The 16,930-nt window shown below is 68.9% G+C and carries 22 protein-coding genes; 14 read left to right on the top strand and 8 right to left on the bottom strand.

The window, feature by feature from the left end:
* Positions 1 to 9 precede the first annotated feature (9 nt).
* The 3 genes from ACXC9Q_RS01610 to ACXC9Q_RS01600 all read right to left on the bottom strand — a co-directional run bounded on the left by ACXC9Q_RS01610 (position 10) and on the right by ACXC9Q_RS01600 (position 2,393).
* Positions 10 to 831, bottom strand: a complete 822-nt coding sequence (locus ACXC9Q_RS01610) for a class I SAM-dependent methyltransferase (protein ID WP_457054661.1) — start codon at positions 829 to 831, stop codon at positions 10 to 12.
* On the bottom strand, positions 828 to 1,451 hold the full coding sequence (locus ACXC9Q_RS01605) for a TetR family transcriptional regulator (RefSeq protein ID WP_457054660.1): 624 nt from the start codon (positions 1,449 to 1,451) through the stop codon (positions 828 to 830). The genes ACXC9Q_RS01610 and ACXC9Q_RS01605 overlap by 4 nt, the downstream gene beginning before the upstream one ends.
* A 66-nt stretch (positions 1,452 to 1,517) precedes the next feature.
* Positions 1,518 to 2,393 (bottom strand): Gfo/Idh/MocA family protein, encoded by an 876-nt coding sequence (locus ACXC9Q_RS01600; RefSeq protein ID WP_457054659.1) that lies wholly within the window; start codon positions 2,391 to 2,393, stop codon positions 1,518 to 1,520.
* Between the two features lie 176 nt (positions 2,394 to 2,569).
* On the opposite strand from ACXC9Q_RS01600, the gene ACXC9Q_RS01595 reads away from it, so the two are divergent.
* The gene (locus ACXC9Q_RS01595) at positions 2,570 to 4,951 is read left to right on the top strand and encodes a hypothetical protein (protein ID WP_457054658.1); all 2,382 of its coding nucleotides are present in this window, start codon (positions 2,570 to 2,572) and stop codon (positions 4,949 to 4,951) included.
* Between the two features lie 318 nt (positions 4,952 to 5,269).
* Entirely contained in the window at positions 5,270 to 6,457 is a 1,188-nt protein-coding gene (tuf, locus tag ACXC9Q_RS01590; RefSeq protein ID WP_457054657.1) for an elongation factor Tu, read from the top strand.
* 17 nt (positions 6,458 to 6,474) lie between these two features.
* Here the strand turns inward: tuf and ACXC9Q_RS01585 are convergent, their stop codons facing one another.
* Together ACXC9Q_RS01585 and ACXC9Q_RS01580 are read right to left on the bottom strand one after the other, a co-directional pair.
* Positions 6,475 to 6,747, bottom strand: a complete 273-nt coding sequence (locus ACXC9Q_RS01585; protein ID WP_405069167.1) for a DUF4031 domain-containing protein — start codon at positions 6,745 to 6,747, stop codon at positions 6,475 to 6,477.
* Complete coding sequence (locus ACXC9Q_RS01580; protein ID WP_457054656.1) at positions 6,744 to 7,448, bottom strand: copper homeostasis protein CutC; 705 nt, start codon at positions 7,446 to 7,448, stop codon at positions 6,744 to 6,746. Before ACXC9Q_RS01580 ends, ACXC9Q_RS01585 begins: the two co-directional genes overlap by 4 nt.
* 121 nt (positions 7,449 to 7,569) lie before the next feature.
* Here ACXC9Q_RS01580 and ACXC9Q_RS01575 point away from each other — a divergent pair, with 121 nt between their 5' ends.
* The 6 genes from ACXC9Q_RS01575 to ACXC9Q_RS01550 all read left to right on the top strand — a co-directional run bounded on the left by ACXC9Q_RS01575 (position 7,570) and on the right by ACXC9Q_RS01550 (position 11,927).
* On the top strand, positions 7,570 to 8,607 hold the full coding sequence (locus ACXC9Q_RS01575; RefSeq protein WP_457054655.1) for a LacI family DNA-binding transcriptional regulator: 1,038 nt from the start codon (positions 7,570 to 7,572) through the stop codon (positions 8,605 to 8,607).
* Positions 8,608 to 8,721: 114 nt separating this feature from the next.
* The gene (locus ACXC9Q_RS01570; protein WP_457054654.1) at positions 8,722 to 8,943 is read left to right on the top strand and encodes a hypothetical protein; all 222 of its coding nucleotides are present in this window, start codon (positions 8,722 to 8,724) and stop codon (positions 8,941 to 8,943) included.
* Between the two features lie 253 nt (positions 8,944 to 9,196).
* The gene (locus tag ACXC9Q_RS01565; RefSeq protein WP_457054653.1) at positions 9,197 to 9,541 is read left to right on the top strand and encodes a hypothetical protein; all 345 of its coding nucleotides are present in this window, start codon (positions 9,197 to 9,199) and stop codon (positions 9,539 to 9,541) included.
* Between the two features lie 72 nt (positions 9,542 to 9,613).
* The gene (locus ACXC9Q_RS01560) at positions 9,614 to 9,982 is read left to right on the top strand and encodes a hypothetical protein (protein WP_457054652.1); all 369 of its coding nucleotides are present in this window, start codon (positions 9,614 to 9,616) and stop codon (positions 9,980 to 9,982) included.
* Positions 9,979 to 10,413, top strand: coding sequence for a hypothetical protein (locus ACXC9Q_RS01555; protein WP_457054651.1), 435 nt, complete (start codon positions 9,979 to 9,981; stop codon positions 10,411 to 10,413). The genes ACXC9Q_RS01560 and ACXC9Q_RS01555 overlap by 4 nt, the downstream gene beginning before the upstream one ends.
* A complete protein-coding gene (locus tag ACXC9Q_RS01550) occupies positions 10,410 to 11,927 on the top strand; it encodes a multicopper oxidase domain-containing protein (RefSeq protein WP_457054650.1) in 1,518 nt (505 codons plus the stop codon). Before ACXC9Q_RS01555 ends, ACXC9Q_RS01550 begins: the two co-directional genes overlap by 4 nt.
* On the opposite strand, the gene ACXC9Q_RS01545 is transcribed toward ACXC9Q_RS01550, so the two are convergent.
* Both ACXC9Q_RS01545 and ACXC9Q_RS01540 read right to left on the bottom strand, forming a co-directional pair.
* Positions 11,924 to 12,460 (bottom strand): Clp protease N-terminal domain-containing protein, encoded by a 537-nt coding sequence (locus tag ACXC9Q_RS01545; RefSeq protein ID WP_457054649.1) that lies wholly within the window; start codon positions 12,458 to 12,460, stop codon positions 11,924 to 11,926. The two genes, ACXC9Q_RS01550 and ACXC9Q_RS01545, sit on opposite strands and share 4 nt — an antisense overlap.
* 39 nt (positions 12,461 to 12,499) lie before the next feature.
* Positions 12,500 to 12,724 (bottom strand): hypothetical protein, encoded by a 225-nt coding sequence (locus ACXC9Q_RS01540; RefSeq protein WP_327637732.1) that lies wholly within the window; start codon positions 12,722 to 12,724, stop codon positions 12,500 to 12,502.
* A 123-nt stretch (positions 12,725 to 12,847) separates the two neighbouring features.
* Between ACXC9Q_RS01540 and ACXC9Q_RS01535 the strand changes: the two genes are divergently transcribed.
* Genes ACXC9Q_RS01535 through ACXC9Q_RS01520 form a run of 4 tightly spaced genes read left to right on the top strand, consistent with a single transcriptional unit; the run spans position 12,848 to position 14,858 of the window.
* Complete coding sequence (locus tag ACXC9Q_RS01535; RefSeq protein WP_457054648.1) at positions 12,848 to 13,186, top strand: ArsR/SmtB family transcription factor; 339 nt, start codon at positions 12,848 to 12,850, stop codon at positions 13,184 to 13,186.
* Entirely contained in the window at positions 13,183 to 13,653 is a 471-nt protein-coding gene (locus ACXC9Q_RS01530) for an SRPBCC domain-containing protein (RefSeq protein WP_457054647.1), read from the top strand. The genes ACXC9Q_RS01535 and ACXC9Q_RS01530 overlap by 4 nt, the downstream gene beginning before the upstream one ends.
* A 3-nt stretch (positions 13,654 to 13,656) precedes the next feature.
* The gene (locus ACXC9Q_RS01525; protein ID WP_457054646.1) at positions 13,657 to 14,265 is read left to right on the top strand and encodes a dihydrofolate reductase family protein; all 609 of its coding nucleotides are present in this window, start codon (positions 13,657 to 13,659) and stop codon (positions 14,263 to 14,265) included.
* Positions 14,266 to 14,267: 2 nt separating this feature from the next.
* On the top strand, positions 14,268 to 14,858 hold the full coding sequence (locus tag ACXC9Q_RS01520; RefSeq protein WP_457054645.1) for a dihydrofolate reductase family protein: 591 nt from the start codon (positions 14,268 to 14,270) through the stop codon (positions 14,856 to 14,858).
* Here the strand turns inward: ACXC9Q_RS01520 and ACXC9Q_RS01515 are convergent.
* Complete coding sequence (locus ACXC9Q_RS01515; RefSeq protein WP_457054644.1) at positions 14,837 to 15,535, bottom strand: peptidyl-tRNA hydrolase; 699 nt, start codon at positions 15,533 to 15,535, stop codon at positions 14,837 to 14,839. The genes ACXC9Q_RS01520 and ACXC9Q_RS01515 overlap by 22 nt on opposite strands.
* Positions 15,536 to 15,664: 129 nt before the next feature.
* Between ACXC9Q_RS01515 and ACXC9Q_RS01510 the strand changes: the two genes are divergently transcribed.
* Together ACXC9Q_RS01510 and ACXC9Q_RS01505 are read left to right on the top strand one after the other, a co-directional pair.
* Positions 15,665 to 16,456, top strand: coding sequence for a thymidylate synthase (locus ACXC9Q_RS01510; RefSeq protein WP_457054643.1), 792 nt, complete (start codon positions 15,665 to 15,667; stop codon positions 16,454 to 16,456).
* Positions 16,453 to 16,908, top strand: a complete 456-nt coding sequence (locus ACXC9Q_RS01505; protein ID WP_457054642.1) for a dihydrofolate reductase — start codon at positions 16,453 to 16,455, stop codon at positions 16,906 to 16,908. The genes ACXC9Q_RS01510 and ACXC9Q_RS01505 overlap by 4 nt, the downstream gene beginning before the upstream one ends.
* Positions 16,909 to 16,930 lie beyond the last annotated feature (22 nt).

The raw sequence follows: 16,930 nt of genomic DNA, 5'->3' as shown, positions 1-16,930 counted from the left end.
AGCGCTGATTCAGAAGCGATAGTGGAGTACGACGTTCCCGCGCCGGGACAACGACTCACTCCGGGCCGACAGCCGGTTGGCCCACCGCAGTCCGGCCGGGAACCGCTCGACCTCGGGCTCCCGGGTCAGCAGGATCTCCCGCACCAGCCGAAGTTTCGGGTTCCAGCTCTCCGGGGTGTGCGGATCGTCGAAACCCTCCGAGCGCATGATCGCCCGCACAGCCTTCGCGCCGGGATACACCTTCGCGGCCTTGACGGCGAAGGTCGAGTATCCGTTGAAGGCGATCTCGCCGCTGGGGAAATGCTCGATGATCCGGTTCAGGATCGCGCTCCACTCCGCCAGCGGGAAGAACGCGAGCAGCCCGTCCGCGACGATGACGGCCGGCCGGTCCGCGGGGATCCGGTCCAGCCAGCCCGGCTCCGCGAGATCAGCCGCGAGGTTGTGCACGTGCGGGCGCGCCGGGACCAACTGCTGCCGCGCGGTGATCACGTCGGGGAAGTCGACGTCGTACCAGTCCACCGTCGGTGGTACGTCGATCCGCGTCGCGCGCGAGTCCAGCCCGGCACCGAGGTCGAGTCCGATCGCGTCCGGATGACGGGTGACGAAGTCGCGGGCGATCTCGTCCAGCTTCAGCGCCCGGTGCGCGATGTAGATCACGCTACTCGGGCTGATCTTGAGCTTGCCGTAGTCGTAATCGACCGTGCGGACGATCTGGTCCGCCAGCTCGTCGCGCAGCAACGGGTCTTCGCGCCGGTTGTCCAGCGCCCGGCCGCACAACGTCAGCCAGAGACTGTCCTCCAGCTGATCGAAGACCGGGAGCGTGATCGTCATGATTCGCTCATCTCCTCATCTGCCGCGGCTGCTGTCCGCAGCGCGGTGTCGTCGGTGTAAAGGCCGTACGTGTAGAGCTCGAGCGTCGGCACCGCCAGCCTGCGCAGCACGTCCGGCCCGAACTCCTCCTGGCCGAGCGCCCGCGCGAGGGCCGGCGGCATCGTCAACGTGGCCAGGCTGAGCAGCACGTTCAGCACCGCGAGCGCCCGTGGATCCGATGACGCGCGCATGCGGCCGGCGTCCACCCCGGCCCGGTGCACCGCCTCCGACTCGCCGACGATCCGGTCGACGAACGTCTGCGCGGCCGGCGAGTCCTCCGCCATCGCCCGCGTCATGTACTGCACCTGCCGCCGATAGCCGTCCGGATCCGCCAGGTACTCGCCCAGCAGATCCGGTGTCCCGGCGGCCCGGGCCCGGCGGGTCAGGACCTGCAACACGAACTCGTCGCAGGCCGCCCGCAACCCGTCCTTGCTGCCGAAGTGGTGGATGACGAGACCGGCGCTGACGCCCGCGGCCGCCGCGATCGCCCGCAGGTTGGTCTTCTCGAAGCCGTCCCGGGCGAACAGCTCGACCGCCGCATTGCGGATCCTGGCCGGCGCGGTGAGGTCTTCTGAACGCATGTTCAATAGACTAAACACATGTTCAATACCACGCAAGCGGATCCGAGGTATTGGGCGCGCCGGACGTCAGGCGAGCTGCAACTCGGCAGCGGCCAGGAGCTCGACGATGCGCGTGCCGAAGGCGACGTCGACGGGGTGCGACTCGCCTGACTCGGCCGCGGCGACCAACTCCTCGGCAGCGAGTTGCAGTGCCTCGATCGCGGACGTCTCGGCGGCCGGCAGGAGCGCCGTACCGGTCTCTCCCCAGACGCCGGTCTCGAAGTTGCTGCCCAGGGGCGGAGCGGACAGCGAGATGCTGGCGGTGCTGGTGGCTCCGGACTCGTGGGTGAGGACGAGGTGGACCAGGCCGGCGGCACCGCCGACGGCGGCCAGTTCGACGATCGGGCCGAGCATCGCGGTCAGGTTGGCCAGGGCGTGCGGGCCGACGTCCCAGATGGCACCACGCCGCTCGCGTCGCCAGGGTGAGTCGATGAGCGGCCTGCCCGGTTCGTCGAGGGCGGCGAGCATGCGGGTCCAGCCGCCTTTCCAGCCGCCCCGCGCCTGGATCTCCGCGAAGAACGTCCGCAGCGGCTGCTGGAACCGGCTGGTGAAGAACACCACCGACGCGATGCCCTCGTCCGCGGCCTCGTCGGCCAGCGCCCGGGCGTCGGCGAGCGAGTCCGCGACCGGCTTGTCCAGCAGCAGGTGCTTGCCCACGGCGGCGGCCTCGAGCGCCATCGACGCCTGCACCCTCGGCGGTACGGCGAACGCGACCGCATCCACCGACTCCAGTAACTCCGCGTAGTCGCCGTACGGCAGGACGCCCAGCTCTCCCGCGAGCGCCCCGGTTTTGTCGGCGTGTCGCCCCCACACGCCCACCAGTTCCACGCCGGAGGCGGCGTTCAACCCCGGTCCGTGCGTCCGCCGAGCCCAGGAACCGGTGCCGACCAACCCGAACCGCATGCACTTCTCCTCGCGCCGGAACTGTGACCTGCACCGCAATTTCACCGCTGGAATTCGGTGCCTGGTGCACCCATCGAAGCGGCTAGGTGACGAGCCGATATCGCTTTGGCCACGACCCTATCCGGGAGCCCCGGATCGGTCGGTACAGGCTCCCGGGGAGTGCGAGACTCCCAGCCATGGACTTGCGCGACCAGTGGAATCGCCTGCTGCCGCACGCGCAGCCGTTGGGCGAAGACCTGCTGGCTCGCTACGCAGAGCAACAGCGGCACTATCACGACCAGCGGCATCTGACGGAGGTCCTGGAGACCATCGACGAGCTGGCCGACGCCGCCGACGACGCCGACACGGTCCGGCTGGCGGCGTGGTTCCACGACGCGATCTACGACCCCAAGGCCGACCCCGGCGAGAACGAGGAGGTCTCGGCCCAACTGGCCGAGCTCGAGCTGGCGGCGTACGGCGTCGAGGCCGAGCGGGTCGAGGAGATCGGCCGGCTGGTCCGGCTGACCGCCAAGCACGACTGCGAGCCGGACGACCGCAACGGCGCCGTCCTGTGCGACGCCGATCTGCGCATCCTGAGCGCGGTACCGCAGCGGTACGACGAGTACTCCGCCGGCATCCGGCAGGAGTACGGGCACATCGCCGACCGGGACTTCGCCCGCGGCCGGATGACGTTCCTGCAGAGCCTGGCCGAGACCCGGCTGTACGCGACCGCCCAAGGTCATGACCATTGGGAGCGAGCAGCCCGCGACAACATCGCCCGGGAGGTCGGCACCTTAGGCCCTAAGGCCGCCCGGCCGATCGGCGGGCTGATCCCGGTCATCTACTTCGGTGCGGCCCTCGGTGTGGTCATCGCGTCCTCGGTCCTGCTCGGCCGCGGCCTCGGCGCGGCCGCCAAGTGGCCCGCCGGCCCGGAGGACGTCAGCGGCTTCCCGGTCTGGACGCCGATCGCTGGTACTGCGCTGTCGGCTGGACTGGCGTGCGCGTGGTTCCGCCGAACCCAGCCGCGGCTGCTGACCATCCCCGCACTGGTGTTCGCTGTGGTCGGAGTGATCGCCGTCGGCATCTGCTGGTGGCGCTGGCCGGCGGCACAGCCCGGTGCGGCCATGTCCGAGCGCTGGCCGTACCTGATGCTCGCGTCCGTCGCTCTGGTGCTGGCCGGGGCGCTCCTGTCGCTGGCGAGACGGCTGCGGCTCGCACCGCCGTACGCGCAGGCTCCGCCGCGGATGCTGGGTCTCGGCGCCACTGTGGTGTGCGCGGCGGTACTGGCCTGGATTGTGGTGTCGGCCGGTGAGCCGTTCGTACAGGCCCGGCTGGAGACCGCCAACACGGTCAGTACGACGACCACCATCGCTCCCAACCAGATGCCGGTGCAGCTCGACGGGACGCTCGCCTGGAGCCGCGAGGTGCCCGCCACGGGCGCTATCGCCGGTACGGCGGGTGGAGTGGCCGAACTGCGCTCCGACGGCGTGGTCATGTCCGACGCGACCACCGGCCAGATCCGCTGGCGGTACTCGCGGGCAGACGTCCAGGACGCCGCGTCCAGTGGTTCCAAGGGCCTCCTGGTGTCCGCCGACGGCCGGACCATCGCCGCGCATCTCCCGTTCGCGGACTACCGCGATCCGGCGGGCATCGACCTGCCGACGTACGCCGTACTCGATGCGGTGAGCGGAAAGGTACTGACCGAGGTCCACACCGACGGGACCGCCCTGGCCGTCGACCAGGATCAGTTGCTGGTGGCGGAGGGCAACTACGTCGTGGCGCACGGCGTGAGCAGTCCGACGCACTGGCGCACGCAACTGCGCTGCAACGTGACGCAGGGCGAGCTGATCGGCGACCAGGCGGTCGTCGTCGACGCGTGCGGTGGTAACAGTGCCGTCGTACGCGGTCTGGACGTCAAGACCGGTGACCAGCGGTGGGAGGTCGATCTGGGGATCAGGTTCGACCTGAGTGCCGAGCTGGAGCCGTCCACCTGGGTCGGCGACCTGGTCGCCGTACCTGACACCCGAGAGGTCTCCGGACTGATCTGGACCGGCGCCGCGGGTGGAACGCTCTTCCAGTGGTCCGTCGACGTCGGCGAGGGCCGCATCATCTGGACGACCCCCGTGCCGGGCACACCGCGGCCCCGACTCGGATCCGCGTCGTGCGACGCACAGCTCGCCGCCACCCACGCATCTCTCGTCCTGATCACCTGCCGGAACGCCAGCGACGTCGGCCAGCCGCAGACGTACGACGTCTCCGCGTCGAGCCCCGCGGACGGCACACCGCAGTGGCACCACCTGCTGGAGGTGCCGCCGAAGCTGCAGCAGCCGGAGTACCCGCGGGACGGGTTCGGACTGCTCCCGGACGGGCGGGTCGTCACGCTGATGCCGCAGCCGAACAGAAGCTGCTCACCGGTGATGATCGGCGCCACCGGCGTCCAGCCCCGCCCGATCCTGGCCGGCACCACCGCGAGGCCGGTCGCCCAGACCGAAGAGGTCACCTGCAACAAACCGGCCGTCACCGTCGCCGGCGCCCGCCCCATCTTCTCCGACGGCAGCAGGCTCTTCGCCCTCAACTGACCTCGTCTCCCGCTCCGGCGCGGCGCGGGAATTTCTGTTGCCCTTGGCAGCGTTCCTACCTACCGTGATCCGCATGTCCCGCGTGGTTTTCGAGTCTGACCTGTCAGGCACCAGCCTGCCGGGCGCTCCCACGTGGGCGTCAGCTGATTCAGCAACCTTCACCGGCGCGCGAATCCGACCCTCCTCCTGCTGAGCAGGACCCGCGGAGGAGGGTGGTCGCTCACCGGCCCCCTCCGCGCGGTGACAGCGCTGCGGAAGGCAAGCCCGGAGGGTCCTGGCTCGCAGCACTGAATCTTCTGACAGCAAAGGGAAACAAGCATGGCCAAGAGCCAGTTCGTGCGGACCAAGCCGCACCTCAACATCGGCACGATGGGTCACGTCGACCACGGCAAGACCACCCTCACGGCCGCCATCACCAAGGTGCTGGCCGAGCGCGACCCGGGCGTCAACCGGTTCGTCGCGTTCGACGGTATCGACCGGGCGCCGGAGGAGGTCGCGCGCGGGATCACGATCAACATCTCGCACGTCGAGTACGAGACCGCGACCCGGCACTACGCGCACGTCGACATGCCCGGGCACGCCGACTACGTGAAGAACATGATCACCGGCGCCGCGCAGGTGGACGCCGCGATCCTGGTCGTCTCCGCACAGGACGGCGCCATGCCGCAGACGCGGGAGCACGTGCTGCTCGCGCGCCGGGTGGGCGTGCCGTACCTGGTGGTCGCGCTGAACAAGGCGGACACCGTCGACGACCCCGAGCTGCTCGACCTGGTCGAGCTGGAGGTCCGTGAACTCCTGTCGGAGTACGGCTTCCCGGGCGACGACGTACCGGTCGTCCGCGTCTCCGGACTGCGGGCGCTGGAAGGTGACCCGCAGTGGACCGCCGCGGTCGGTGAGCTGCTGGACGCGGTCGACTCCTACGTGCCGGTGCCGGACCGCGTGCTGGGCGAGCCGTTCCTGATGCCGATCGAGAACGTGCTCACCATCAGCGGCCGCGGCACCGTGGTCACCGGTGCGGTCGAGCGCGGTTCGCTGAAGCTCGGCGACGCGGTCGAGGTGGTCGGGCTCGGCCCGACGGTCACCAGTACGGCGATCGGGATGGAGACGTTCGGCAAGACGCTGGCGTCCGCGGAGGCGGGCGACAACGCGGCGGTGCTGCTGCGTGGCGTGAAGCGCGACGAGGTCCGTCGCGGCCAGGTGGTGGCGTTGCCGGGCAGTGTGCACCCGCACCGGAAGTTCCGGGCGACTCTGCACGCACTGTCCACGGCCGAGGGTGGCCGGCACACCCCCTTCGCCGCGGACTACCGCCCGCAGTTCTACTTCCGTACGACGGATGTCTCCGGTGGCATCGACCTGGGTGAGATCACCCTGGTCATGCCGGGCGACACCATCGAGCTCGGCGTGGAACTGGAGAAGCCGGTCGCCATGACCGTCGGCCTCGGCTTCGCCGTCCGCGAAGGCGGCCACACCGTCGCCGCGGGCACAGTCACCGAGCTGCTCGACTGACCCAACGGCCCTCAACCTCACTCGGTTGGGGGCCGTTGTCTTTTCCGGTGACGCAAACCAGAAGCAATCAATCGACGAACCACTTCCCGGCTGGACACCGGGACCGCACCGGCAGCGACCAGGTCGTCGTACCGCTCGCTCGGTACGTCGTAATGGTCCCGGTCGAAGCCGCGGGCCGGGATGCCGGCGGCCTTCGCGAAGGCGTGGAGCTCCTCGTAGGACTCGTCACTGACAAGGTGGGACCAGAGACGGTTCCAGGCCGGCCAGGCCGGTGGGTCGATGAGGATCATTCGCGCGCGTCCTGGGCGTCGAGCAGGTTGCGCCAGGAACGCACGAAGCGGGAGTTCACGTACGCCTTGGTCCACGATCCGTCCTGACGGACCGACGAGCCGACATGGAAACGCCGTACGCCGCTCTGGTACAGCCACGGCACGTGCTCCGGCTGGAGTCCACCGCCGGCCATCATCACGCCGGCGATCGCGGCATCCTCCTTCGCCAATCTGCACAGATCGTCCAGCCCATGCGCTACACCGATCGACGACCCGGCGGTCAGCACACAGTCCAGCCCGGCCAGCGAGCGGAGTGCTCGCCACGCCGGCCCCTGCTCCAGTACGGCGTCGATCGCACGATGGAACGTCCACGGCGTACCGGCGAAGGTGCTGACCAACGCGGCCACCGACTCGACATCCACCTGGTTGTCTGGAGTCAGGAACCCGAGGACGAAGCCGTCCGCGCCAGCCGAGAGGTAGGACTGCGCCATCGCGGTCAGCCTGTTCTGCTCGGCGCCGCTGATCGTGAAGGAGTCCGACAGCCGCAGCATCACCCGCAACGGCAGGTCGGTCGACCGCCGGATCGCACTGACCGTCGACACCGACGGCGACAACCCGTCCGCCTCCATCGACGCACACAGCTCCAGCCGGTCCGCCCCACCCTCTTGCGCCGCCTCCGCATCGGCGGGATGCAGAGCGATCACCTCCAGCAACGAACCCATGGGGGTCATCATCTCGCACCGCCGGTCAGACCTCGCGGAAATAGGTGTTGCACTCCCCCGGGGTCTTCTGTATCGTTTTTCTAGAACGATTTAGTAGAACGATGCAGAGAGGAGTCGGACGATGGCTGGGGTCACCTTGAAAACCGTGGCGAAGGCCGTGGGAGTGTCGCCGTCGACCGTCTCCAACGCCTACAACAAACCCGACCAACTGTCCGCCGCGCTCCGCGAGCGGATCCTGAGCACCGCCCACGAGCTCGGGTACTCCGGTCCGGACGCATCCGCCCGGGCGCTGCGCAGCGGCAAGGCCGGTGCGATCGGGGTCCTGTTCACCGACAAGCTGTCCTACGCCTTCTCGGATCCGTACGCGGTCGGCTTCCTGGCCGGCCTGGCCGAGGTCGCGGAGGAATTCAGCACCAGCCTGCTGCTGATGCCACTCAGCTCGACCGACATCGCCGGCGGCAGCAACGCCGTCCAGCAGGCATCCATCGACGGCGCGGCGATCTTCTGTGTGCCGGGTGGTCATCCGGCGCTCGAGATCCTCGCCAACCGTGGCATCGCGGCGGTGTCCACCGACCGCGGCGACCACCCGGACCTGTCCTGGGTCGCCATCGACGAGGTGGAGGCGGCCGCGCAACTGGGCGAGCACCTGGCCCGGCTCGGTCACCGCGACATCGTCGTACTGGTCGACAACGCCCAGGCGGCCGGGGGCCGTCCGGTGGAGCTGACGCCGGACGAGGTCGGCTACACCGACTGCGAGCTGCGGATTCGCGGCCTGCAGAAGACAATGCCGGACGCGCGGCTGCGGATCGTCTCCGGCGGCCACAACGCGTTCAGCTCCGGGCTCGCCGGCGCGGAGTGGGTGCTCGACTCGCAGGACCGGCCGACCGCGATCGTCGGACTGAGCGACGTCCAGGCACTCGGCGCGATGGAGGCGATGAAGGTCCGCGGGCTGACCCCAGGCCGGGATCTGACCGTGGCCGGCTTCGACGACATCCCGGCCGCGGGACCGGCCGGACTGACCACGGTCCACCAGCCGATCAAGGACAAGGGCCGCGCGGTCGGCCGGATCCTGCTGGACCCGGTCACCACCGAGCGACAACTCCTGATGCCGACCGAGCTCGTCGTCCGCAAGAGCAGCGGACCGGCACCTCGACGCTGACAATTCCACACCACACCTAGGCCCCACTTCCGGGTTCCTGGGTCGATACCGCACGACTTCCGACGGCCACACCGGCCGCCGGCCGACCCACCACGCTCTCAGGAGAGCAGAACCATGACGTACTTCTTCCCCGGCAACACCGCAGTCGAGAACGCTCGCGCCCTCGCGCAGTCGGCGCTCCCGAACGCTCCCCAGCAGCCGTACGACGAGCCGGCCCCGCGCCGTACTCGCGCGGCCCGCGCCCGGCTCAGCGCCGTACTGCGCTCCGCCGCCGAACGCGAGCGCCGCCTCGCCGACCGCCTCGACCCGGCACCCACCTGCCCCACCGCCGGCTGACCCCCGAACCATTTGAGGCGTCATCCCCCGAACCGGTGGGTTGCCCCCTCAGATACCCAGGGGGCAACCCACCAACCGAGAGGTCAACCCCGGAACTGGTGGGTTGCCCCCTCAGATCGTCAGGGGGCAACCCACCAGCTGAGGGGGCAACCCCTGGAATGGGGTGGCGGACGGGCCGGGGGCGGCGACGAGACCCCCACGCTTCTGCGGAGGCGTGGGGTTTTGTCGGTTCGGTCTGGCACTCTGAAGGGCGATGAGTGAGCCAAGGGTGTTGCTGACCGCCCGAGCCATGGTCCTGCACGACCTGGCCGCGCGGGGATTCGACGACGCGGTGATGGTGTCGTTGCTCGAGGACGCGGTGGCCGGCCGGCAGTGGTGGCTGGACCAGTGGCCGGACGGCGCGGAGCACATCGCCGGGCTGGTCGCGCAGGACGTGCAGGACCGCCTGGTCGACTCCGGCGTCCGCTGGCCGCGCTGTACGGCGTGCGACGACCTCAACGACCACGAGCTGCGGATCGAGCCCGAGCTCGGCCCCGATCCGCACTGGGTCTGCGAACGCGCCGGGATCGAGGTCTCCCCGCTCGGCCACCTCACCTGACAGACCCCCGGACGACGATCCGGGGAATACCTGATTGATCTACATGTAGCCAGACTACTATTGTCTGTCTACATGAAGTCCCTCACCGCCCTCAGACTGGTCGCCGGCGTCCATGCCGTCGCGATCTGCCTGCAGCCTGTCTTCGCGGGGATCTACCTGAACGGATCCGGCACCGCGATGCGGATGCACGAACCGACCGGTCTGGCGCTCACCTTCACCGGCCTCCTCCAGTTGCTCATAGCAACGATCTGGTGGCGGTCCGGCGGCCGGCTGCTCGCGCCGGCGGCGACGCTGCTGATCACGCTGGGCGAGGGCTTCCAGGTCGCGATGGGCTACACCCGCCAACTGGCGATCCACATCCCGCTCGGCATCGCCCTGGTCGGCGGCGCGGTCGCCTTCGCCGTCTGGACCACTCGCCAGCGCGTGGCGGTGCCCGCATGACGACGCACGCCGCCGAACAGGTCGAGAAGTCGGTACGCCGGCCGCGCGCGAGCCTCGTGTCCCTCCGGATCGTGCTCGTGCTGCACGCCGCACTCATCGTCGCGCAGCCGATCCTGGCCGGCTATTTCCTGTCCGGCAACGTCGACGCGATGAACATCCACGGCCCGATCGGCTCGTCGGTGTGGCTGGTCGCGCTGATCCAGTTCGTCGTCGCGGCGATCTACTGGCTGGGCGGCGGCGGCCGGAGCTGGCCGGCCGTCCTCACCGCCGTCCTGTTCGTCGCCGAGTTCGTCCAGCTCGTCTTCGGCTACCAGCGGAACTTCGCCGTCCATATCCCACTCGGAACGGCGATCGTGATCACCGTCGTCTGGATGACCGTCTGGTCCTTCCGTCCCACCGCACGCCTGAGTCGCCGGGAGGCGAAGCGATGAAGATGTCCCGCCGCGGGTTCCTGGCCGTTGCCGGCGGCACCGGTGCTGCCCTGACCCTGACGAACTGCGGCAGCGAGGCCAAGCCCGCGCAGGCCGGTGAACTGCTCCGCAGCAAGGCGCCACTCCCCGAGCCCTTCAAGGTGCCACTCCCGATCCCACCGGTGAAGAGGCCGATCCGCACCGACACGAGTGCCGACTACTACCGCGTCGTACAACGCAAGGCCGACCTGGAGATCCTCCCCGGCCTCAAGACCGAGGTCATGGGGTACGACGGCCTCCTGCCGGGACCCACGTTCGATGTCCGGAGTGGGCGGACAACGGTCGTCGAGCAGGTCAACGAGCTCGACGTGTCGACCGTCGTACACCTGCACGGTGGTCACACCCCGGCGTCGAGTGACGGCTGGCCGTTTGATCTGCTGATGCCGGCCGATGGTCAACACGAAGGACACCACATGATGGCCGGTGGTGACATGAAGATGGGCAGCCGGTCCTACACCTACCCGAACACGCAGCGCGCCGCGATGCTCTGGTACCACGACCACACGATGGACTACACCGCCCCACAGGTCTATCGGGGTCTGTTCGGTCTGCACATCATCCGCGATGACGAGGAGGATCGTTTGCCCTTGCCGGCAGGCGATCGGGAAATCCCACTGGTCATCGCGGACCGTGCGTTCGCCGAGGACGGCTCGTTCCTGTATCCGGCCGCGAAGGACGGTCCCGGCGTCCAAACGCCATACATGGAAGGGGTTGTCGCGGACGTCACCCTGGTGAACGGCGTACCGTGGCCGGTGCACGAGGTGGACGCGGTCCGCTGTCGCCTGCGGTTCCTCAATGCGAGCAACGCCCGCCGCTACGAGCTCGCCTTCGACAAAGGCCCGGCGACGTTCGTCCAGATCGGCAGCGATGGCGGACTGCTGGACGCACCGGTCGAGCACAAGACGTTGGTGATCGCCCCGGCCGAGCGCTTCGACGTGATCGTGGATTTCTCGCAGTACCAGCCGGGCGACGAGGTCACGCTCGTCAACAAGCTCGACGACAACGCGAATATCCTGCGCTTCAAGGTCGCCCGGAAGGCCACTGACGACAGCAGCATCCCGGCCAAGCTCTCGTCGTACGCCGTACTCCCCGAGCCGGCCGGTGTCGTCCGGCGGAAGTGGCTGTTCCATCGCGGCAACGCGAACGGGCATCAGGGGTGGACGATCAACGGGAAGGCGTTCGATCCGGCGGTGATGCAGGCCCAGGTGAAGCTGGATCAGTTCGAGATCTGGTCGTTCGTCACCGACGTCCATCATCCGGTGCACGTCCACCTCGCACCGTTCCAGGTGCTCAGCCGCGGCGGTGGCAAGCCCGGCGGGTACGACGCAGGCTGGAAGGACACCGTGGATATCCGGCCGGCCGAGGTGGTCGACGTACTGGTCAGGTTCAGCGCGCACAAGGGCAAGTACCTGATCCACTGCCACAACCTCGAGCACGAGGACATGGCGATGATGGCGGCGTTCGAGACGATCTAGCGGACGCCCTGGGCCAGCGCCGCGGCAGCCTTCGCGCGCAGGGCGGTGCGGCCGACGCCGACGACCTGGAGGGCGCGGGCGACGCGGCCGCGGTCGGTGTCGAGGAGGCCGACCAGGATCCGGGTCGGGCCGATCCGGCCGGCGCCGATCTTCGGCGGCGCATCCATCGCGCGTTTGAGCAGCAGCTTGGTCGACTCCCCGATCTGCGGGTCGCGACCGTGGTCCGGTGTTGCCATCGGCAACAACCCGATCCGGACCGCGATCCCGGCGACGGCCAGGCTGTGCTCCCACTCGCGGCCCAGCGCGGCCCGGATCGCGTCCTCGGTCAGGCCGGCCTCGGCCAGCATCCGCGCGGCGGACGTGGTCCTGGTGGCGGCCAGCGCGAGCAGCACATGCTCGGCCTCGACCGTCCGGGATCCGTCCCGGCGTGCCTCGTCCCGCGCGCCACGCACCAGCAGCGCACGGATGTCCTTTACATAGTGGGACGGCTCATCGCGCTCTACATATTGGGACAGCTCATCGCGTCCGGACATATTGGGACAGCTCATCGCGTCCGGGCTCGTCCGTCGGCATCAACGCCTCCTCAGGGCGACGCCGGCGGCGACCAGCCGCCGGGCGTGTTTCTTGTGCACGGCCTGCCGGGTGACCCCCAGCACCTCGGCCACCTCGGACCAGCTCCAGCCGGCCCGCATCGCCTGCTCCACCTGGCTGTCCTCCAACCGGTCGGCCAGCCGGCGCAGCGCGACCACCGCGGCCAGTCCGGCTGCCGGGTCCTCGGGATCCACCAACTCGGTCATACAAGCAACTTAGGTTGACGCCATCGATCTGTCAACCAAAGTTGCTAAACCGTCCTCTTGACCATGGCCATCAGGCATCCCTATAGTCAACCTATAAGTTGATCAAGGGAACGGTTGATAAACATGACAGTTGACAACGATCAGCTCGATCGGGCGTTCACCGCGCTCGGCGACCCGGTCCGGCGAGCGATGATCGCGCGACTGTCCCGCGGGCCGGCCACGGTGAACGAGCTGGCCGAACCGTTCCCGATCACCAAGCAGGCGGTGTCGCGGCACATCCAGGTGCTCGAGGCCGCCGGGCTGATCACCCGGACCAGGGACGGGCAACGCCGCCCCTGTCACCTGGTCCCGGCCGCCCTCGAAGCATTGACGAGGTGGATCGACGAGTACCGGCTCGAGACCGAACGCCGGTTCCGCCGGATGGACGCAGTACTCAAAACCGTGAAGGAGCAGGAGAAATGAGCGACACGATCATCAACACCCCCGCCGGTACGCCGTTCGTGGAGGTGACGCGGGAGTTCGACGCCACCCCGGCCCAGCTGTTCCGGATCTGGACCGACCCCGACCTGGTCGCCGCCTGGCTCGGCCCGCGCGACCTCGACGCGACCATCGAGAAGTACGACGTACGCCCCGGTGGGACGTACCGCTACATCCACCGCGACGACTCCGGCGAGTACGCCTTCCGCGGCGTCTTCCACACCGTCGAGCAGGACAAGCTGATCATCCAGACCTTCGAGTGGGAAGGCGCTCCGGGCGAGGTCTGCCTGGAGAAGATGACCCTCGAACCGACCGAGACCGGCGTCCGCCTGCACCAGCAGTCGGTGTTCTCCTCGGTGGAGAGCCGCGACCAGTCGATCGAGTACGGCATGGAGCATGGCATCCGCGAGTCGATGGACCGCCTCGCCGAGCTCGTCGCGAAGGAGGGCTGACCGATGAGCGACGTCGTCATCGACATCTCCGTGTCGCTGGACGGGTACGTCACCGGACCCAACGTCGGTCTCGGCAACGGCCTCGGCGACGGCGGCATGGCCCTGCACGACTGGGTCTTCCACGGCAACGACGCGGACCGCGCCGTACTGGACGCCGCCTTCGAGGCCACCGGCGCCGTCATCCAGGGCCGGAACCTGTTCGACATCATCGACGCCCCGGGCGGCTGGAGCGACGAGATGGGGTACGGCGCGAAGCCGACCGGCGAGGTGAATCCACCGGTCTATGTCGTGACCCACTCCGCGCCGGCGAATCCCCGGCTCGGCGATCGGTTCCACTTCGTCACCGACGGCGTGGCGAGTGCGGTCCGCCAGGCCGCGGAGGTTGCCGGGGGCAAGGAAGTGGTGGTGATGGGCGGCGGGCAGGTCTGCCACGAGGTCCTCGCCGCCGGGCTGGCCGACGTCCTGCGGTTGCACGTGGCAACCGTCGTACTCGGCGACGGCACCCGGCTGTTCCCGGCCGAGGCCGGGCCGGCGGTCGGGCTGGAGCTGGTCGAGTGCGTCTCGACGCCGGCCGCGCAGCACCTCACTTATCGAGTCGCGAAGGAGAAGTAGCCATGGGCAACGTCATCGCCGCCGCCGTCGTCTCGCTGGACGGCTTCGTCGCGGACACCGAGGACGGTGTCGGACCGCTGTTCGACTGGTACAACAACGGGCCGGTCGAGCTGTACGGAACCGACCCGGGGCGGCCGTTCCACGTCAGTCCGGCAAGTGCGGACTACGTCAATACGGCGTGGAGGAAGGTCGGCGTGGTGTTGTGCGGACGGCGCCTGTTCGATATCACCAACGGCTGGGAAGGCATCCCGCCGTTCGGGCAGCATGTCGTCGTCGTCACGCACAAGCCGCCTAGCGACTGGCCGTTCCCCGATGCACCGTTCACCTTCGTCAGCGGGATCGAGGAGGCCGTCGCGAAGGCCAAGGAGCTCGCTGGTGATCAGGACATCTCGCTCGCGGCCGGGAACCTGACCGGCCAGGCGCTACGGGCCGGCCTGATCGACGAGCTCTCGTACAACCTCGTCCCGGTGATCTTCGGCACCGGCAAGAAGTTCTTCGGCGACTACGCCGGCGAGCAGATCCTGCTCGACGACCCGGAGATCATCGAGGGTGACCGGGTCACCCACCTGCACTACCGGGTCAGCAAGGGATGAGCCGCGATCACGGTCCGGGACCCGGGCGCCACCTCGGTGAAGCCCGCGTCCTGGACCACCGGCAGGCCGCTGGTCAACAGCCGCCGCCACTGCGCCGGGCTCGCCGTCCGAACTGCCAGTGCGAAGTCCGCCGCCACCCATCCCTTCCGCCCCTCGTCTGACAACTCCAGCCAGGCGAGGTGCGCCGCGTGCCCGCACTGCGCCATCGCCTTCCCACTCGACATCTCCAGCTCCGGATTGATCCACAGCACAGGTACGCCGGGCTCGAGCGACGGCAGTTCCCCGGAGTCCACGAAATCCGTCCCGCTCACCTGCAGGTTGGCGAACTCCGCCGGTACGTCGTCCATCGGCGTCGGCGGGAAGACCCGAACCTCCGCCACGACCGCCGGCTCCTCGGCATCCACCGGGGGCTCGGCGCCCGCTCCACTTCCGGTGACCGTTATCCCGGGTATCCCCTCGGTGCGGCGCCACTCGGCGCCGCGGGCGCGCTTGACGATCTTCCGGATCCGGTTGTCCTGCCAGGCGGTCACCGCCTCGGCCCACTCGCCCTCGCCGGTCGAACGCTCGTCGGCCAGGATCGCGAGCACCGCCCGCGCCGCCGTCTCCAGTGCATCGGTCTGCGCCGGCCGCGCGCCCTTCTCGACCCGCACCACCAGCGTCAGCACGTACTCGTCCACCCCGCGAGTCTGCCAGCCCGGATCTCCAGGCCATCACAACGGCGCGGTCCGGCCGCTCTCTCCGCGTAGACACGACGCACGATCGCGATTGTGATGGCCTGGACGTCCGCACCAGGTAGCGTTGCCGTCATGCAGCAGTACCTGGACCTCGTACGGCACGTGCTGGACAACGGGGTGGAGAAGGGGGACCGCACCGGGACGGGCACGCTGAGTGTGTTCGGGCACCAGTCGCGGTACGACCTTCGGGCCGGGTTCCCGGCGGTGACGACGAAGAAGCTGCATCTGCGGTCGGTGATCGGGGAGCTGATCTGGTTCCTCAGCGGCTCGACGAACGTCAAGTGGCTGCACGAGAACAACATCTCGATCTGGGACGAGTGGGCCGACGCGGACGGCGAGCTCGGCCCGGTGTACGGCTACCAGTGGCGGTCCTGGCCGACGCCGGACGGCCGGCACGTGGACCAGATCGCGGGCGTGATCGAGTCGATCAAGACCAACCCGGACTCCCGCCGGCACATCGTGAGCGCGTGGAACGTGGCGGACGTGGACAGCATGGCGTTGCCGCCGTGTCACACCATGTTCCAGTTCTACGTCGCCGAGGGCCGGCTGTCCTGCCAGCTGTACCAGCGGTCGGCCGACATCTTCCTCGGAGTCCCGTTCAACATCGCGTCGTACGCGCTGCTCACCCATATGGTCGCGCAGCAGACCGGGCTCGAGGTCGGCGACTTCGTCCACACGCTCGGTGACGCGCACCTGTACCTGAACCACCTGGACCAGGCCCGCCTGCAGCTCACCCGCGAGCCCCGGCCGCTGCCGACGCTCCAACTGACGCAGCGTGACTCGATCGACTCCTACGAGATCGCGGACGTCCAACTGATCGGCTACGACCCGCACCCCGGGATCAAGGCGCCTATCGCCGTATGAGCATCATCCTGATCGCTGCGGTCGGGCGGAACGGCGTGATCGGGCGGGATAACGATCTGCCCTGGCGCATCCGCGAGGACCTGCAGCACTTCAAGGCGCTCACGCTCGGCCACACGCTGGTGATGGGCCGCAAGACCTACGACTCGATCGGCCGACCGCTGCCCGGCCGCCGTACCGTCGTCGTCACCCGCCAGCTCGCCTGGTTCGCCGACGGCGTCGACGTCGTCCACAACCTCGAAGAGGCCCTCACGCACGACGGTGACCTCTACGTAGCCGGCGGCGGCGAGATCTACCGCCAGGCCCTCCCGTACGCCGACCGCCTGGAACTCACCGAGGTCGACCAGTCCCCCACCGGCGACGTCACCTTCCCGTCCCTCGACCACGCCGGCTGGATCGAAACCGCCCGCGACCCCCACGAGGGCTTCACGTTCGTTAGCTACCGTCGAAGCTAACAACGAGTAGGCAACGGGGACT

The sequence above is a fragment of the Kribbella sp. CWNU-51 genome (assembly GCF_054073265.1).
The sequence above is the reverse complement of the archived record's forward strand: the minus strand, read 5'-3'. Positions and strand labels throughout refer to the sequence as shown.

What these genes read in the sequence shown, in the direction of transcription:
- ACXC9Q_RS01610 (WP_457054661.1), bottom strand. Translation starts at nt 831, where the DNA reads ATGACGATCACGCTCCCGGTCTTCGATCAGCTGGAGGACAGTCTCTGG.
- ACXC9Q_RS01605 (WP_457054660.1), bottom strand. Translation starts at nt 1,451, where the DNA reads ATGCGTTCAGAAGACCTCACCGCGCCGGCCAGGATCCGCAATGCGGCG.
- ACXC9Q_RS01600 (WP_457054659.1), bottom strand. Translation starts at nt 2,393, where the DNA reads ATGCGGTTCGGGTTGGTCGGCACCGGTTCCTGGGCTCGGCGGACGCAC.
- ACXC9Q_RS01595 (WP_457054658.1), top strand. Translation starts at nt 2,570, where the DNA reads ATGGACTTGCGCGACCAGTGGAATCGCCTGCTGCCGCACGCGCAGCCG.
- tuf (WP_457054657.1), top strand. Translation starts at nt 5,270, where the DNA reads ATGGCCAAGAGCCAGTTCGTGCGGACCAAGCCGCACCTCAACATCGGC.
- ACXC9Q_RS01585 (WP_405069167.1), bottom strand. Translation starts at nt 6,747, where the DNA reads ATGATCCTCATCGACCCACCGGCCTGGCCGGCCTGGAACCGTCTCTGG.
- ACXC9Q_RS01580 (WP_457054656.1), bottom strand. Translation starts at nt 7,448, where the DNA reads ATGGGTTCGTTGCTGGAGGTGATCGCTCTGCATCCCGCCGATGCGGAG.
- ACXC9Q_RS01575 (WP_457054655.1), top strand. Translation starts at nt 7,570, where the DNA reads ATGGCTGGGGTCACCTTGAAAACCGTGGCGAAGGCCGTGGGAGTGTCG.
- ACXC9Q_RS01570 (WP_457054654.1), top strand. Translation starts at nt 8,722, where the DNA reads ATGACGTACTTCTTCCCCGGCAACACCGCAGTCGAGAACGCTCGCGCC.
- ACXC9Q_RS01565 (WP_457054653.1), top strand. Translation starts at nt 9,197, where the DNA reads ATGAGTGAGCCAAGGGTGTTGCTGACCGCCCGAGCCATGGTCCTGCAC.
- ACXC9Q_RS01560 (WP_457054652.1), top strand. Translation starts at nt 9,614, where the DNA reads ATGAAGTCCCTCACCGCCCTCAGACTGGTCGCCGGCGTCCATGCCGTC.
- ACXC9Q_RS01555 (WP_457054651.1), top strand. Translation starts at nt 9,979, where the DNA reads ATGACGACGCACGCCGCCGAACAGGTCGAGAAGTCGGTACGCCGGCCG.
- ACXC9Q_RS01550 (WP_457054650.1), top strand. Translation starts at nt 10,410, where the DNA reads ATGAAGATGTCCCGCCGCGGGTTCCTGGCCGTTGCCGGCGGCACCGGT.
- ACXC9Q_RS01545 (WP_457054649.1), bottom strand. Translation starts at nt 12,460, where the DNA reads ATGTCCGGACGCGATGAGCTGTCCCAATATGTAGAGCGCGATGAGCCG.
- ACXC9Q_RS01540 (WP_327637732.1), bottom strand. Translation starts at nt 12,724, where the DNA reads ATGACCGAGTTGGTGGATCCCGAGGACCCGGCAGCCGGACTGGCCGCG.
- ACXC9Q_RS01535 (WP_457054648.1), top strand. Translation starts at nt 12,848, where the DNA reads ATGACAGTTGACAACGATCAGCTCGATCGGGCGTTCACCGCGCTCGGC.
- ACXC9Q_RS01530 (WP_457054647.1), top strand. Translation starts at nt 13,183, where the DNA reads ATGAGCGACACGATCATCAACACCCCCGCCGGTACGCCGTTCGTGGAG.
- ACXC9Q_RS01525 (WP_457054646.1), top strand. Translation starts at nt 13,657, where the DNA reads ATGAGCGACGTCGTCATCGACATCTCCGTGTCGCTGGACGGGTACGTC.
- ACXC9Q_RS01520 (WP_457054645.1), top strand. Translation starts at nt 14,268, where the DNA reads ATGGGCAACGTCATCGCCGCCGCCGTCGTCTCGCTGGACGGCTTCGTC.
- ACXC9Q_RS01510 (WP_457054643.1), top strand. Translation starts at nt 15,665, where the DNA reads ATGCAGCAGTACCTGGACCTCGTACGGCACGTGCTGGACAACGGGGTG.
- ACXC9Q_RS01505 (WP_457054642.1), top strand. Translation starts at nt 16,453, where the DNA reads ATGAGCATCATCCTGATCGCTGCGGTCGGGCGGAACGGCGTGATCGGG.